General features: G+C 54.8%; 11 protein-coding genes and 1 pseudogene. 8 read left to right on the top strand and 4 right to left on the bottom strand.

Annotated features, from left to right (window positions below; translation table 11 throughout):
- The first annotated feature begins 159 nt into the window (after positions 1 to 159).
- The 8 genes and pseudogenes from IJT02_06070 to IJT02_06035 all read left to right on the top strand — a co-directional run bounded on the left by IJT02_06070 (position 160) and on the right by IJT02_06035 (position 11,641).
- Positions 160 to 945 (top strand): glycosyltransferase family 2 protein, encoded by a 786-nt coding sequence (locus IJT02_06070; GenBank protein MBQ7544494.1) that lies wholly within the window; start codon positions 160 to 162, stop codon positions 943 to 945.
- 265 nt (positions 946 to 1,210) lie between these two features.
- Positions 1,211 to 2,914, top strand: a complete 1,704-nt coding sequence (locus IJT02_06065; GenBank protein MBQ7544493.1) for a hypothetical protein — start codon at positions 1,211 to 1,213, stop codon at positions 2,912 to 2,914.
- A 46-nt stretch (positions 2,915 to 2,960) separates the two neighbouring features.
- A complete protein-coding gene (locus IJT02_06060) occupies positions 2,961 to 3,929 on the top strand; it encodes a hypothetical protein (GenBank protein ID MBQ7544492.1) in 969 nt (322 codons plus the stop codon).
- 1 nt (position 3,930) lies between these two features.
- On the top strand, positions 3,931 to 4,797 hold the full coding sequence (whiA, locus tag IJT02_06055; protein ID MBQ7544491.1) for a DNA-binding protein WhiA: 867 nt from the start codon (positions 3,931 to 3,933) through the stop codon (positions 4,795 to 4,797).
- A gap of 79 nt (positions 4,798 to 4,876) precedes the next feature.
- Positions 4,877 to 6,823: pseudogene (locus IJT02_06050) on the top strand (triose-phosphate isomerase).
- A 67-nt stretch (positions 6,824 to 6,890) separates the two neighbouring features.
- A complete protein-coding gene (locus IJT02_06045) occupies positions 6,891 to 8,561 on the top strand; it encodes a hypothetical protein (protein MBQ7544490.1) in 1,671 nt (556 codons plus the stop codon).
- A gap of 102 nt (positions 8,562 to 8,663) precedes the next feature.
- Positions 8,664 to 11,153: an adenosylcobalamin-dependent ribonucleoside-diphosphate reductase gene (locus tag IJT02_06040; protein MBQ7544489.1), complete on the top strand. Its 2,490-nt coding sequence runs from the start codon at positions 8,664 to 8,666 to the stop codon at positions 11,151 to 11,153.
- Entirely contained in the window at positions 11,153 to 11,641 is a 489-nt protein-coding gene (locus tag IJT02_06035; protein MBQ7544488.1) for a hypothetical protein, read from the top strand. Before IJT02_06040 ends, IJT02_06035 begins: the two co-directional genes overlap by 1 nt.
- 45 nt (positions 11,642 to 11,686) lie before the next feature.
- Here IJT02_06035 and IJT02_06030 read toward each other — a convergent pair whose 3' ends face one another.
- The 4 genes from IJT02_06030 to IJT02_06015 all read right to left on the bottom strand — a co-directional run.
- Complete coding sequence (locus IJT02_06030) at positions 11,687 to 12,535, bottom strand: bifunctional 5,10-methylenetetrahydrofolate dehydrogenase/5,10-methenyltetrahydrofolate cyclohydrolase (protein MBQ7544487.1); 849 nt, start codon at positions 12,533 to 12,535, stop codon at positions 11,687 to 11,689.
- 3 nt (positions 12,536 to 12,538) lie between these two features.
- On the bottom strand, positions 12,539 to 13,171 hold the full coding sequence (locus IJT02_06025; GenBank protein MBQ7544486.1) for a cyclodeaminase/cyclohydrolase family protein: 633 nt from the start codon (positions 13,169 to 13,171) through the stop codon (positions 12,539 to 12,541).
- 1 nt (position 13,172) lies between these two features.
- A complete protein-coding gene (locus IJT02_06020) occupies positions 13,173 to 14,846 on the bottom strand; it encodes a formate--tetrahydrofolate ligase (protein MBQ7544485.1) in 1,674 nt (557 codons plus the stop codon).
- Positions 14,847 to 14,918: 72 nt separating this feature from the next.
- A partial coding sequence (locus IJT02_06015) for a hypothetical protein (GenBank protein ID MBQ7544484.1) occupies positions 14,919 to 15,112 on the bottom strand: 194 nt, incomplete at its 5' end.

Below are 15,112 nucleotides of genomic sequence, written 5' to 3'. Positions count from 1 at the left end.
GGAGGGATAATTCTATGCTATAATCTCCGAAAATCTTAAGCATTAAGGAGGTTGACAGAGATGAACGCGTGTGCGTATAATGTTCGCAGTTCGCAGTTCGCAGTTCGCACTGAATCTGTCCTATAATTTCCAGACGCAATCTCATCAGGAGAACGCACTATGAAGGCTTGTCCTGTCTTGTGGTTAATAGTGCCTTGCTACAATGAACAGCAGGTTCTTCCAGTAACAGCTCCTATTTTCTTGGGCAAAATCACAGATTTGATCTCATCAGGCAGTATCGATAAGGCCAGCCGGATTCTGTTCGTTAATGACGGCTCTAAAGACAGAACTTGGGACATCATAGAGAGCCTTTCACGTCAGGACAATCACTATTCCGGGATCAGCCTTTCACGGAACAGAGGCCACCAGAACGCACTTCTTGCCGGTCTCATGGAAGCAGCAGACAATTGCGACATAACTATATCTCTGGACTGCGACGGTCAGGATGACATTAACGCAGTAGATGCGATGCTGGAGGAGTATTCAGCAGGCAGCGAGATAGTTTATGGCGTAAGGTCATCGCGCGAGAATGATACATGGTTCAAGAGGACCACTGCGCAGGCATTCTACAGGTTCATGAGCGCAATGGGTGCTGACATTGTCTACAACCATGCTGATTACCGCCTGATAAGCTCACGTGTCTTGAAGCACCTTGCAGATTTCGGCGAGGTCAATATTTTTCTGAGAGGAATGATACCCCTTCTTGGGGGCATGGGAATAGTCTGGGGAGTTGTTGCGGCTTTCACAGGACACAACGTAACGGGCTGGGCATCAACAATGTGCGTGATATGTTTTCTCGGAGGGCTTCAGCTTCTGAGCTTGGGCATCATAGGGCAGTATGTCGGCAAAACCTACATGGAGACCAAGCATCGGCCCAAGTATATCGTGAGTGATAGAACCAATTAGGCAGGAAGGAGAATCACTGATGGTGAATTTTGGCGGCGTTGTATTCTGGGTGCTGTTCACATCGTTTTTTGTGCGGCTGTTTGTGAGTGCGTATAACTTCGGGATGAAGGATGTACAGGGAAAAGTTCTGTCCGACAGACGGAACAGGATTTTCGCTGCAACTCTCGCATTTATCGGAACGTGTATATGTTATTGGCTCGTCAGCCAAAACCTTTTCGTGTACTACTGGGATCAAAAAGCATATTGGAGCAGCTCCATTGCTAACATGAATACTTTGTTCAGCAAGCCTGTCCTCGCAATAATCAGGCTCGGCGGTACTATCTTCTTCGCGGATTACAACACCATAATTCCGATGCTGGCCGCTTTGCCTATGAAGATTGCGGGCTGTACCTTTACGCGTTATGTGCTTGTGGTCTATACATGTTTCGCTGTGCCTGTGTTCTTTGTGCTTGCGTCCGTAATAAACGCTTCGGCCGGAAGAAAGTACACTCTTCATGCGATGCTTGCAGTATTGTTTTTCCCTCCGTTGGTGCTTGCCCTGCTCGATGGTCTTATAGACGTAGCCTGCCTTGTTCCGGCTTCCCTTGCGGTGCTGCTTGTGAAGGACTATGACCCTTCAAGTCTGGACAGAGCACAGATCAAGCGTGATGTGTATATCTCTTCCGTCCTGTTGTGTACTCTGTTGTTCAGGCGTTATTTCGCGTTCTTCATAGTGGGATATGCTGCTGCTCTGGTGATTCTGTCAGTCTATTGTGCACTTAGGGCTGAGGCGAAAATCACTGCTCTAAGGAATGCGCTGGCCAACATAGCAATTATCGGGTTGTTTGCACTTCTTGTTATGGCGGTCTTTTTCGGGCCGATGCTGTGGCGGATACTGAAGAATGATTATGCGGATATGTACTCAGGATATGACATCAGTTTTATGCAGAAGGTTAATAGAGTCGTGATGATGTTCGGGTATCTGACATTCCTGCTCTCAGGGCTGGGGCTGGTCTTGTCCATACATTCAGGACGCATGAGACGTTATCCATGCTTCTGCGCAACGTCTGCCGTGATTTCTGCGGTTATGTTCTTTCGTGTGCAGGCGATGGGAGTACATCATATTCTCATTCTGGCACCGCATTTGTTTATCATGTCGTGTATGGGCATTGTCCAGATTGCAGAATGTCTCAGAAGCAGGACAGCGGGAAAGGCAGCCGCGAGTCTGTGCGTTCTTGCAATGGCTCTCGGGGCTGCGAACTGTTATTTTCCATCCGTCAGACCATTCTTGAAGCCCGTATCTCCCTTGTTCTGCCAAGAACATAATGCACTGAGGCGCAGCGATATTCCGGCTCTGAGGAACATTGTGGACTGCCTTAACTCACTGACAGCCGGGACAAACAAGAATGTATATGTGCTTGCCAGCAGCGGTACGCTTAATGCAGACTTGCTCGACAGCGTGAACTTTCCGCTTGAAGAGCATTCTCTGCATAATCATAATAATCTGGGTAATGGCAACGTGGATCTCCGCGACGGGTTTCCGATAGATTTTCTGAATGCAGATATTGTGCTAACGACAGAACCGATACAGCTTCATTTGAGCGAGGGTTCACAGGAAATTGTGAGATTTCTTGCTCAAGAGGTGATGGACAGTAATTCGGCGGTAGGAAGGCACTTCACGAGAACGGAGAACACATTCTCGCTTGATAAAGGAGTTACAGCCTATATCTACGAGAAACAAAGTCCGTTTGAGACCGAAGACCTGGAATATCTAGCCGGATACTTTTCGCGGATATATCCGGGCCGCGAGAAAATATTTGCTGACAGGATACTTGGGCGCGCTGATTTATGGACTGTTCAGAGGAGCAAGAATCGTTCACTTGCTGTAGATATTCTGAAGTGGATTCTGGACAAGGGAATACTGAGTGCTGAATCACTTGCAGTTATAACGAACAGGACCGTTGAAGAAGTAAATATGCTAGTGCAGTAACGAAGTTCCTGAATTAAACTGTGCTGAATAATATTTAGGAGGAGTAATGTTCATGGGTTTGAAGGGCATCAAACGCAAACTCGGCCTTATTGTTCAGCACAGCAGGCTTCTTCGGGGCATCGCTACGGACATCAACCTTGCTTTGTTCCACTGGGACGAGAGGGAAAGGGACAGACGCTTCGGCGACCTTAACCCTGAGGTGAGGTTCTATGTTCTCAGGAGCAGCGGAACGGACGAGGGGCTTCTGTCGCTGTATCTTGGCCACCTGACGAAGATAAGCCAGGCGAAGGCAGAAGGTTTTGTGCCGGTCGTCGACTGGGAGAACAGCCGGACACAGTACAGCGTAGATTTCCCCGTCAACGGGACGCACAACGCGTGGGAGTACTACTTTGAGCAGCCGTGCAGGTTCTCGCTCGATGAGGTCTTCCGCAGCAGGAACGTCAGGCTCTCGGGGTGGAGGTTCTTCCAGAAATACGGCAGAAACGTCGTCAGGCACAAAGCAACGCCCGAGATGATGAGCAACGCTCCCGTCAAACAGTACATTCACGACATAGCACGCAAGAGAATCACCGCTGACGGCATCAACGGAATGGTCGGAGTTCTCGTGCGCGGGACTGACTACACGAGGCTTCGGCCTGCAGGTCATCCTGTGTCTCCGTCGCCGGAGCAGGCAGCAGAGAAGCTCGACGAGTTTTTTGCCCGGCACGGACAGAGCAGGATATTCTTGGCGACTGAGGACGAGGGGATATATACGTTCTTCCGGCAGAAGTACGGCGAGCTGATCTACACGACGGACAACAACATCATACGCGGCTATTCCGGCAAAGATTACATCGCCAGCGCAATCGACGCAAAGGACAGATACCAGTTCGGGCTGGACTACCTCGTGAAGATGATATGCCTCTCCGAATGCCGCTCACTCATCGCCTCGCGGACTGCCGGGACAGAGTTCGCCCTTCTCCTCAACGGCGGACGCTACCAGTACTCGCACGTGTTCGACTTGGGGACGTATTGACGTGGACAGAGGCTTGCGGCTTGACGCTCTCTGGGACGAATGGCTGGCCTCGCCCGTAAAGTCCCGAACTCAGGCAGACCTCGAAACAAGCGGTCTCTTGATGGGCATGAAGCACAGGGACAACACCTTCACCACAAACCGCCTCAGAGCTGCCCGGCGACTCACAGGTCCGGGAAAATTCCCCCTCTGGCAGATGACTTCCTACGCACAGGCTTGCCCGCTCGGAATATCCATGATCACATCACCTGGCCGCAAACCATCCGTGAAGTTCACATGCCCACGAAGACTCCTCAAGCTCCCGAAGACTTTGCGCGCATCGTGGTACTGGCTCAAAGGCTTGTGGGGAAGCACCGGCGGCCTCTACTTCCCGTCGAACGGCTACTACCTCACGCTGATTGTCTCTGACACTGAGACAGCAGAAGTTTTGCGCGGTGCACTTGGCCTGACGGGGTTGTCGTTCCGCGAACACCGCCATGAGTTCACGATACGCAGCCACGACGACGCGATGACCTTCCTCTGCAACGCCGGACTTCCTGTCGGAGCACTGGACTTCGACGCAGTAGCGATGATGCGTTCCATCAGGAACAGGGCGAACCGTGAGAGCAACTGCGACAGTGCGAACATTGCCCGCGCAATGAAGGCCGCACGCGAACAGACGGAGCTGGCACGGAAAATTATCGCTGAGGGAATGCTTGAGGCTCTCCCCTTGAACCTGCAGGAGCTTGTGAACGTCAGGATAGAATACCCGGAAGAGTCGCTCGGCGGGCTCGGGAGAAAGTTAATTCCTCCTGTTACGAAAGCAACGGTCAGGTACAGGTGGCGGAAGGTGCAGGAGATTCTAGACGGCAACAGCGATAGCAAACCTTAACGCGCAAATCCTGAAACTTGCTGTAAAATATTCCTATCTCATAACCAACCCAAACATTCATAACGGAGGAAGAATCAGCATGAAGCTCAAAACTTTCACGCCCGCTGACGTAGCAGGCAAAAAGGTTCTTATGCGTGTAGACTTCAACGTCCCCTTCAAGAACGGAAAGGTAACGGACAATGCACGTATCCTCGCACATACAAGCACCCTCAAGAAGCTCCTTGATGCTGGAGCAAAAGTAGCACTCGTCTCGCACTTCGGCCGTCCGAAGGGCAAGGTAGACCCGGCATTCTCGCTCTCGCAGATCGTCCCAGACATCGAGAAGGCTTACGGCCTCAAAGTCGTGTTCGTTGACGATTGCGTCGGCGACAAGGTAGCTGCTGCGGTTGACGCGCTGAAGCCCGGCGAAATCGTTGTGCTGGAGAACTCGCGCTATCACCCCGAAGAGCAGAAGAACGACCCCGAGTTCAGCAAGAAGATGGCCGCACCGTTTGACGTGTTCGTGATGGACGCATTCAGTGCCTCACACCGTGCAGACTGCTCGACGAGCGGAGTTGTTCCGTTCGTGAAGGCAGCGTTCGCCGGAGACCTGCTGATGCGTGAAGGCGACATGCTCGGTGCAGTCAGCGAGAGCCCGGCCAAGCCGTACGTCCTGATTTTGGGCGGGGCTAAGGTGTCAGACAAGATAGCGATTGTCGGTAACCTCCTCAACAAGGCTACAACGATTCTCATCGGCGGCGGAATGGCGTACACGTTCCTGAAGGCTCAGGGCAAAGAGATCGGCAAGTCCCTCTGCGACACAGAGAGGCTGGATTTTGCGCGCGACACACTCGCGAAGGCCGCAGAAATGGGCGTGAAGATTCTTCTTCCTGTCGACAGCGTTGTTGCTTCAGGAATGGACGCAACGGACACGGAGACAGTCTCCAGCGACGCAATGCCCGCCGACAAGATGGGACTCGACATCGGCCCTGAAACGGTAAAACTCTTCACGGCGGCACTCGAGGGCGCGAAGTCCGTGCTCTGGAATGGCCCGATGGGAGTGTTCGAGGACGCGAAGTTCGCGGAAGGCACGAAGGCACTTGCTGAGGCAGTGGCGGCAATCACGGCGAAGGGTGCGACAACCGTAATCGGCGGAGGAGACACAGCCAGCGCAGTGCGTCAGTTCAAGGTTGCGGACAAAGTCTCCCACGTGTCGACGGGCGGCGGTGCAAGCCTCGAGTTCTGCGAGGGCAAAGAGCTTCCCGGCATGGCACCCTACAAGATCTAGGAGGCACAATCCATGAGCAAGAAGATTTATCTCTACGGCAACTGGAAGATGAACAACACTTACGCTGAGACGGAAAAGTTCTTTGTGGACTTCGCTCCGGCGTATGAAGCTGTGAAGGCTGACGACCTCGAAGTGGGAATCTTCGCCCCGTTCACGTCCCTGTGGCCTCTGTCTCAGGGCGCAAAGAAGTGCGGGATAGTTTTCGGCGCGCAGAATGTCTACTATGAACCCAAAGGCGCATTCACCGGCGAAATCTCCATCCCGATGCTGAAGGAATACGACGTAACCCACATCATTCTCGGGCACAGCGAACGCCGCCACATCTTCCTCGAGAGCGACGAGGTCATCGCGAAGAAGACTAAGGCAGTCCTTGATGCAGGAATCATTCCCGTGCTGTGCTACGGCGAGACACTCGAAGAGCGCGAGTCCGGCAACACGTTCACGGTCATGGAACGCCAGCTCAAGAGCGCGCTTGCTGGTCTCAGTGCAGAGGAGACGGCACGCATCATCTACGCGTACGAGCCTGTGTGGGCAATCGGCACGGGCAAGACCGCAACTCCCGAGCAGGCCGAAGAAGTCTGCAAGTGGAGCCGGGAGCTCATCGGCCAGAAGAACGCAGTCATTCTTTACGGCGGAAGCGTCAAGGGCTCTAACGCGAAGGAACTGCTCTCAATGCCTGACATTGACGGAGCACTTGTCGGCGGAGCATCACTGAAGCCCGCGTCATTCCTCGAGATCTATACGGCCTACAAGGGCTAATTTTCTTGTGCCCTTTCGCGTACATTGCGGGGGGGTACTTTTTTTTACGCTTAAAGGAGGTACTGTGATGAAGAAAGGTATTACTTGCGCGCTTCTTGCGGTTATGTTTTTCGCGGCGGCGGCATGGTCTGCTGAGCCGGAGAACGCTCTCTCCTCGCGTCCTGATGACTCGGTGTACTTCGTGCTTCGGCTTGAGGACACTTCGCGCTTCGTGAGGTGGGCTCTCTCCAACGACAACCTAAGGCTTATCGTGCCCCTCGTACTCGGCTCGGACTCTCAGGCGGAGATACTCATGTTCTCGGAGATCGTCAGCTCCGTAGCGGCGGCAACTCCCCTGCGTACCGCAGCACTTGTTGTCGGCACAACCAGGAACGACACGAAGCGCAAAGCACCATTCCTGCAGGCGGCCTTCAAGGTCAGCCCTGAGCTCAGCGATGTAGTCAGCAAGATCGCGGACGGTACTGCGGCTGCGTCCGACATTGCAAGGCTGCTATTCGGCGACAAGTTTGCTGCGATGTTTGCGGAGTCGATGATCAAGGTCGAGAGCGACAAGAGCGGAATCCTCAGGGTCAACAACGACGTGTTCATGACGGCGAAGGATGACCTCGTGGTTGTCGGTGCGTCGGTCAACGACGTGAGGCTGTCCCTGCGGGCACTTAACGAGGAGGGTAGCAGGCTTTTCACGAAGATTGTCCGCAAGTTCCCGGAAAAAGACTTCTCGTTTGCGCACATAGACTACAAGACTCTTGCGGAACTGGATGATGATGAAGATATGCTCGAGGTGAGCAAGTTTTTCAGCAAGCCGACGAACACGGAAATAGCGTTCGAGCGTCTTGAAGACAAGCTGTTTGTGTCGGTGTACACGAACACCCGCGAGGCCATAGCGAAGGAATACGCAGAGGTTATGTTCAAGCAGTTCGAGAGTCTCAAGCCTGTGCGCGGCGGCAACATTGACCTTGAGGGAGTCGGCGGAAGTTCCAGCCCTCTGCTGGCACTCGGGACGCACCTTGATTTCACGTCGATGAAGAGCAACGACGTTTTAGCACCAGCGGCAAAGTGGCTCGTCCGCAACATGCGCGCCAGATTCGGCGTAACTGAGGACGAGACAGCGGCACTCATCACCGGGCCTCTCTCGGTAGCCGTGAACGACACTGTAACTTACGAGGGCTTCAAGCTCCCTGCAGTGTACATCTCCAAGACCGGCCAAGAAGGCGCGGCGGAAAAAGTCTTCTCGCGTTTCACCAAGTCTCAGCACTTCTCGCAGGTTCAGGACGGAGTGCTTCAGCTGGATACGTCGATAAGCCCGGTGTCATGCCTTGCCGTCAACAAGGGCGAGACGCTCGGCATAAACTTTGCGGAGCTCTCCAGCCTCTCGGAGAAGCCCGAACCTCAGCCCGCGCTTGCTGAGCTTCTGAAGCGCGAATCCATCGCCTCAATGTGGGTGGACTTTGCGGGGCTTCAGGCATGGATCAACAACGACGAGAACGGAGTATTCACGACACTTGCGCCGCTGGCGGGGATTATGGGCTATGGGAAGTACGTCCAGATGTTCCGCGACATAATGAGTGCCGAGCTCTCCGTGCCGTCAATGTCCTTGTGGGCAGAAAGCCTCGAAGTTGCCCGCTTCGAGTTCGGCATACGGGAGATAAACGCAGACAACGGGCTGTTTGCCAAGCTCCTGAAAGTGTATCAGGACCTCAAGGCCGAGCAGAAGAGCAAGGACAGCAAGACGCAGTAGCAGGAACTGCAGCAGCATATAAGCGACTACGAACCCTCCGGCCTCTGGGAATCTGGGGGTCGGAGGATATTTTTTGCGAAAGGGGAAGGCTGTTACCACAAAATGAGCATTCATCAATACTTCAAGAACGGAATAGACCCGCGTTCGCTGGAAAACAGCGGCGTATCGAGATTGTCGGAAAATGCTGTATGGCTTCTGGAACAGAGATACTTTGTGCCCAGATATGACCCGCAGACGCAGTCAGTCAGGCACGAGAGAAACTTTGAGGAGTTCGCCCGCCGTGTAGCCAGGACGGTTGCGAGTGCTGAGGTGAATTACTCTGATGATGCAGACTGGATACGCACGGTCGAGAAGAACATAGCCGCAGACATTCTGGGGAGAAGATTCCTGTTCAACTCACCGTGTCTGTTCAGTGCTGCCGCCGGACTGACAGTAATTCCCGAACTGTCGGCGATAATCTACAAGTCTCCCGACGAGATGAACATTGAGGACTATCGGAAGCTCTACGCGTCGCGCACAAAGAACCAGCAGCTGTTTGCGTGTTTCGTGATAAGCGTGCCGGACAGCATTGAAGGAATCTTTGAGAGCGTGAAGAACGCGAGCATAATCAGCAAGTTCGGCGGAGGAGTCGGTGGTAACTTCGGGCACTTGCGCGAGCACAGCTCAGTCATCGCCGGAGGGACTGGCGGCAAGGCATCCGGGCCTGTGTCGTTCATGGAGACGTGGAACACGATGGGAGCAGTTGTCGTTCAGGGCGGAAAGAGACGCGCGGCGTTGATGGGAATGCTGTTCGACGACCACCCGGACATCTTCGACTTCATCGACTGCAAGACTGAGGACGGACGGCTCTCGTACTTCAACATCTCGGTAGCGGTCTCCGACAAGCTCATGAACGCGGCGGCGAACGACGAAGACTTCGAGCTACATTCACGCGTCGACGGAAGCACGGTGCGCACCTTGAAGGCACGCGAACTCATGAACCACATCTGCGAGTCAGCTTGGAAGCGCGGAGACCCGGGAGTGTTCTTCATTGACCGTGCGCGGCAGGACAACCTGCTGAAGCTGGGTTCGCAGTGGGAGATAGAGTCGACCAACCCCTGCGGAGAACAGCCCCTCCCGAACTTCACGAGCTGCAATCTCGGCTCAATCAACGTCGAGATGTTTGCCCGCAATGACAAGACGTTCGACTTCGAGGGGCTTCGCGCACAGGTTTTCCGCTCGATGTACTATCTGGACTTAGTGATAGACGCGTGCAGTTACCCTCTCGAGGAGATAGGCGAGCGCACAAAGGCAATCCGTCCCGTCGGGCTGGGAATAATGGGACTTGCTGATGCGTCGATAATTCAGGGCATCACGTACGGTTCTGAGGAGTTCAGCGCGTTCTGCCGGAAGCTGGGCGGTGAGCTTGCGCGTTCGGCACTTTGCGCGACAATAAGCACGGTCAAGGACGCACACAAGCCTGCTTTCCCGGAACACGGGCTCGTCGCGAAACTCTTTGAGGACACGAAGCTGCCGGAGAGCGACACAGAGTATCACGCGATGCTTCGGGACATGAGGGAGGCAGCCATCATCCCTGTAACCCTCCTGAACACGCTTGAGGGCTTTACGTTCAGCGAGGCGCGGGAAATTCTGCCGGACGTGTTCGCAGGAAACATGCGCAACAGCCGCCGTCTATCGATTGCTCCGACGGGGTCAATCTCGATGATTCTCGACGCGAGCTCGGGGATTGAGCCTAACTTTGCGTGGTCGTGGAACAGAAGAATCATGCGCACGGACGGGAGCGGCTTTGAGGACCGCGAGTTCTGGCACAAGCTCCTTACCGACGAACAGCGCGCGGAATACCGTTCATCGGGCGGGCATCTCTCTGCTCCTGAGTACGTTACGGCGTACGACATCACGACGCAGCAGCACGTGAACGTAACAGGAATCTTCGCGCAGATAGTTGACAGCGGCATCAGCAAGACGGTGAACCTGCCCAACTCCGCGACGGTTGACGATGTCAGGCGTGTGTACGACGACTGCTATGCTATGGGCTGCAAGGGAATAACGATTTACCGGGACGGCTCGCGTTCGTTCCAGCCGATAGAGGTGAAGAAGGAGGAGCCCGACCCAGAGCCTGAGCCGAAGAGTGCGCGGGTCAAGGAACGTCCCGGCCTCGTAGTTTTCGGCAAGACCATAAAGGACACGACCCCGTGGGGCAGCATCTACGTAACGCTGAACCTTGACGGGAAAGACCCTTTCGAGATATTCATCAACGTCGGCAAGAGCGGAAGCGAGATGAAGGCAATGACGGAGGCACTCTCCCGCGTAATTTCTATCGGCTTGCGTTCCGGGTGCAGCCTTGAGGACTTCATTGACACGCTGAAGGGTTTGTCGGGAAAAGAATACTGGATGCTGAACTGCGACGAGGAGCATGTAGCGCGCTCAATCCCTGACGCGATAGCCCTGCTTCTGGAGAAGCTCATCAACCGCGAGGCCGTGAATGCACGCCGCAAAGACAAAGCCTTAATCTGCCCGGAATGCGGCTCTCCCCTCGAGATGATTTCCGGCTGTGAGTACTGCTTCAGCTGCGGGTATTCGCCGTGCAAGTGATGATGAAGCGTGTTGTGTGCGCGCTTGTCTTGGCCGCAATGCTGGCGGGGTCAGCTTTCGGGAAGGTTCGGGACTTCGGGGAGTTCACGGCGGATGTTCCGTACGGCTGGCGGGCAAGGAAGCAGGACGACGGGACGTTCATGATGGAGACCTACGACGGCTCGATGGGGCTGGGCATCTTCGCGCAAAGCCTCAACGGGATAACTGCGGAGGAGATGGCGCGGAATACCTCGAAACGCCTGAAAGGTTCAAGGCCTGTTTACGACAGGAAGGCCGGAATCTACAGGTTCAGGTTCAGGCTGAACGGGTATGAGTGGCGCATGGCAGTGAAAGGCTTTGAGGAGGAGAACAAGGCCGTGATAGTAACGTGGGCTGGTTTAGGCATCAAGAAGCACCTAGAGCAGGTACTGGGCTCTATCAAGGCGAAAGCTGACACTGAGAACAACAGCGCAGTTGAAGAGACGCTGGGCTCGATAAAAGCGAAATAGATAAATGATATCCCCCCGTCGTGAAGGCAGGGGGATTTTTGTGTGTTACCCTAACATCTTCGCGGCCTTGATGAGATTCTCGGCCAAGATTGACGTTGTTACCGCTCCTACTCCTCCGGGCACAGGGCTTATCGCCTGAACGATTTTCTCTACGCGCTCGAAGTCCACGTCCCCGCACAAGTTCCCGTTCTCGTCAACGTCAATCCCAACGTCAACAACAACGCTCTTCCTCGTGAAGTACTCCGCCGTGAGCATCTTCGGGTGTCCCGCCGCCGCTATGACTATGTCCGCCCTCCTGCAGACTTCCGGCAGGCTGCTGGTCTTGGTGTGGCACACAGTTACCGTAGCGTTCGCACGGAGCATCAGCATCGACAGAGGCCGTCCGACTACCATGCTCCTGCCGACAATAACAACATTCTTCCCCGCAACGTCGTAGCCGTAACCCGCAAGCAGAGACATTACCGCAGAAGGCGTGCACGGCGCAAACCCCTCGTGTTCACCCGCAAAAATCCGCGCGGCATTAACGGGGCTCATTCCGTCAATGTCCTTCTTGTGGTTCATGTGAAGACACGCGTACTCGTCGCTGAGACCTTTGGGCAACGGACGGAACAGCAGTATTCCGTGAACAGCCGCGTCATCGTTTATCCTCATGAACTCCGCGTCAAAGTCTGCCTGCGTTACGTCTTCAGGGAGCTCGTGAACGTTCACAGCGATTCCCAGAGGTGCAAAACGCTTCATGATTGAGCGTTCGTAGACCAAGTCGTCCTCACGATGCCCGACACGCACAATCGCGAGCGCAGGAGAACTCCCGCCCTTCTTGAGCTCTGCAACCTTCGCTAGGAGCATCTCCTTCATCCTCGAGGAGACCTCTGACCCCTTCATCAGTACTGCCAACTTCTACCTTCCTCCTGTCATCTCAGCGACACCAGCACGAATCACGTCAAGCAGCCTCCGCGATTCACCGTCAATGTCCGCTGACCATGCCCGTTTCTCCTCGACGTACTCTTCATCGCGGATTGCGGCCAAGTTCACGCCGACGTTCTCGAGCGCGATGAGTATCCCTGCCCGAGCTTCGAGAGCCGCCGCCGACAAATCACACGCCGCCGTAACATTGGACTTGTGCAGCAAGCCTTCAGCCAGCTTCATGACCTCAAGGCACTTTTCCGCCGTCTCGACGGGTGCGCTCGTAGCGACTTTGTACGCTTCCTGAACCGCAATTGTTCTCTCTTCCGTGCCCTTAGGGAGCTTGAACGCCGCCATAACCCCGTCAAACGCAGTCATGTCCTTGCGCACGCAGTCAGTGAGTTCGAGCATCAGAGCACGTGCCTTCATCGTAGTGTACTCCGCGAGCTCCTGATGAGCAGAATATTTCTCTCTGCCGAGCGTGAGGTTCGCGACCATCGACACGAGAGCCGCCCCCATTGCGCCGGAGAGTGCCGCAGAACTTCCGCCGCCGGGTGCCGCAGAACTTGAAGCCAGAGCCGCGAGGTAGTCGCCGATGAACGCGCGGGAGATGTTCCCGCCGTCCATGCTAGAAGAGCCCCGTAATTTTTCCGTCTTCGTCAACATCGATGTTAAGTGCCGCCGGTTTCTTGGGCAGTCCCGGCATCGTCATTATGCTTCCCGTTATCGCGACCATGAAGCCAGCTCCTGCGGAGAGCCTGACCTCACGAACCGTTACCCTGAACCCTGAAGGCCGACCGAGTTTCGCGGGGTCGTCAGAGAGCGAGTACTGTGTCTTGGCCATACACACAAGAAGGTTATCTTTGCCGAGCTCGTGAATGCGCTCCAAGTCCTTCTGTGCCTGCGGAGTGAAGTCTACTCCGTCCGCGCCGTAAATCTCCCGTGCTATGGCTGTCATCTTCTCCTTCGGGGACATCTCAGCCTCATAGATGAACCTGAACTCAGACGGTTTCTCGCACGCGTCAACTACCTTCTGTGCTAGTTCTACTCCTCCGTTTCCGCCCTTCTCCCACACTTCGGACAGTGCGAACGACGCGCCTAACTCCTCGCACTTCTTCGCGACGAGTGCAAGTTCTGCGTTCGTGTCGGTCGGGAATTTGTTTATTGCCACAACGACAGGAAGGCCGTACTTCGTGATGTTCTCGATGTGCTTGAGGAGGTTCGGTATTCCTGCTTCGAGAGCGTCGAGGTCTTCACGCGCAAGCTCCGACTTCGGAAGGCCGCCGTGCATCTTCAGTGCCCTCACCGTCGCAACAACGACCACCGCATCAGGCTTCAGCCCTGCCATCCTGCACTTGATGTCGAGGAACTTTTCTGCACCGAGATCCGCGCCGAACCCTGCTTCTGTTACGAGGTAATCAGCGCACTTCAGGCCGAGACGCGTCGCCTGCACCGAGTTGCACCCGTGCGCAATGTTCGCGAAAGGCCCGCCGTGAATGAACGCTGGGCTTCCCTCGAGCGTCTGCGCGAGGTTGGGCTTGATTGCGTCCTTCAGCAAAACAGCCATTGCACCAGCCGCGTGAATGTCGTTTACGGTTACAGGCTTGTTGTCGTAGGTGTACGCAAGAACCATGCGGCCAAGACGAGCCTTCAAGTCCATCAAGTCAGACGCGAGGCAGAAGATAGCCATAACCTCAGAAGCTACCGTGATGTCAAAGCCCGACTCGCGCGGAACTCCGTTAGCTGTGCCTCCGAGACCTATAACGATGTTCCGTAATGCGCGCTCGTTGAGATCCATAACTCTGCGGAAAACTACTTTTCGCGGGTCAATGCCCAGCTCGTTGCCCTGCTGAATGTGATTGTCCAGCATCGCCGCGCAGAGGTTGTGTGCCGTCGTGATTGCGTGAAGGTCGCCCGTGAAATGAAGGTTGATGTCCTCCATCGGGATAACCTGTGCGTATCCGCCTCCTGCTGCCCCGCCTTTGAGGCCGAAGCTCGGGCCAAGTGAAGGCTCTCTCAGTGCAACACACGCGCGCTTGCCGATCTTGTTGAGGCCGTCGGTTAGTCCTACGCTGGTTGTGGTCTTGCCTTCTCCGGCGGGTGTGGGGGTGATTGCCGTAACGAGGATTAGTTTTCCGTCGGGCTTGTCCTTGAGGCTCTTGAAGACGCTGGGCGAGATTTTGGCTTTGTATTTGCCGTAAAGCTCCAAATCATCCTCAGAGATGCCTAACTTCGCGGCTATCTGCGTGATTGGCAGGGGATGCGCCGCCTGAGCAATTTCGATGTCGCTCGGTACTGTCATGTTGTTACCCTCCTGAACTGTTAATGAGTGAGCCAATATTTTATCAGACGCACACAAGAGGGGAGTCCCGCTTTAGCGCAGAGCGTCCTTCACTGTCTTGTCCGTCGCGTAATCAATAGCTTTCCTGCCGTCGTAGTCCTCGATGTCCTTGTCAGCTCCGGCCTTCAGCAGAATGCGGATGATTCTGAGCCCGCGCGGGTCATAACCGCGATAGTCATCATCGTCGTCAATAGCTTGGCGGTTTAATAAAAAACAGCTATCTTTGC

Source organism: Synergistaceae bacterium (assembly GCA_017450125.1).
Lineage (GTDB): Bacteria > Synergistota > Synergistia > Synergistales > Aminobacteriaceae > JAFUXM01.
Note: the sequence above shows the minus strand (reverse complement) of the source record. Positions and strands in the feature narration are given on the sequence as shown.

Bases quoted from the DNA above. Each gene is read 5' to 3' on its own strand.
- IJT02_06025 (MBQ7544486.1), bottom strand. From the start codon at position 13,171: ATGGACGGCGGGAACATCTCCCGCGCGTTCATCGGCGACTACCTCGCG.
- IJT02_06060 (MBQ7544492.1), top strand. From the start codon at position 2,961: ATGTTCATGGGTTTGAAGGGCATCAAACGCAAACTCGGCCTTATTGTT.
- IJT02_06065 (MBQ7544493.1), top strand. From the start codon at position 1,211: ATGAATACTTTGTTCAGCAAGCCTGTCCTCGCAATAATCAGGCTCGGC.
- IJT02_06040 (MBQ7544489.1), top strand. From the start codon at position 8,664: ATGAGCATTCATCAATACTTCAAGAACGGAATAGACCCGCGTTCGCTG.
- IJT02_06020 (MBQ7544485.1), bottom strand. From the start codon at position 14,846: ATGACAGTACCGAGCGACATCGAAATTGCTCAGGCGGCGCATCCCCTG.
- IJT02_06045 (MBQ7544490.1), top strand. From the start codon at position 6,891: ATGAAGAAAGGTATTACTTGCGCGCTTCTTGCGGTTATGTTTTTCGCG.
- IJT02_06035 (MBQ7544488.1), top strand. From the start codon at position 11,153: ATGATGAAGCGTGTTGTGTGCGCGCTTGTCTTGGCCGCAATGCTGGCG.
- IJT02_06070 (MBQ7544494.1), top strand. From the start codon at position 160: ATGAAGGCTTGTCCTGTCTTGTGGTTAATAGTGCCTTGCTACAATGAA.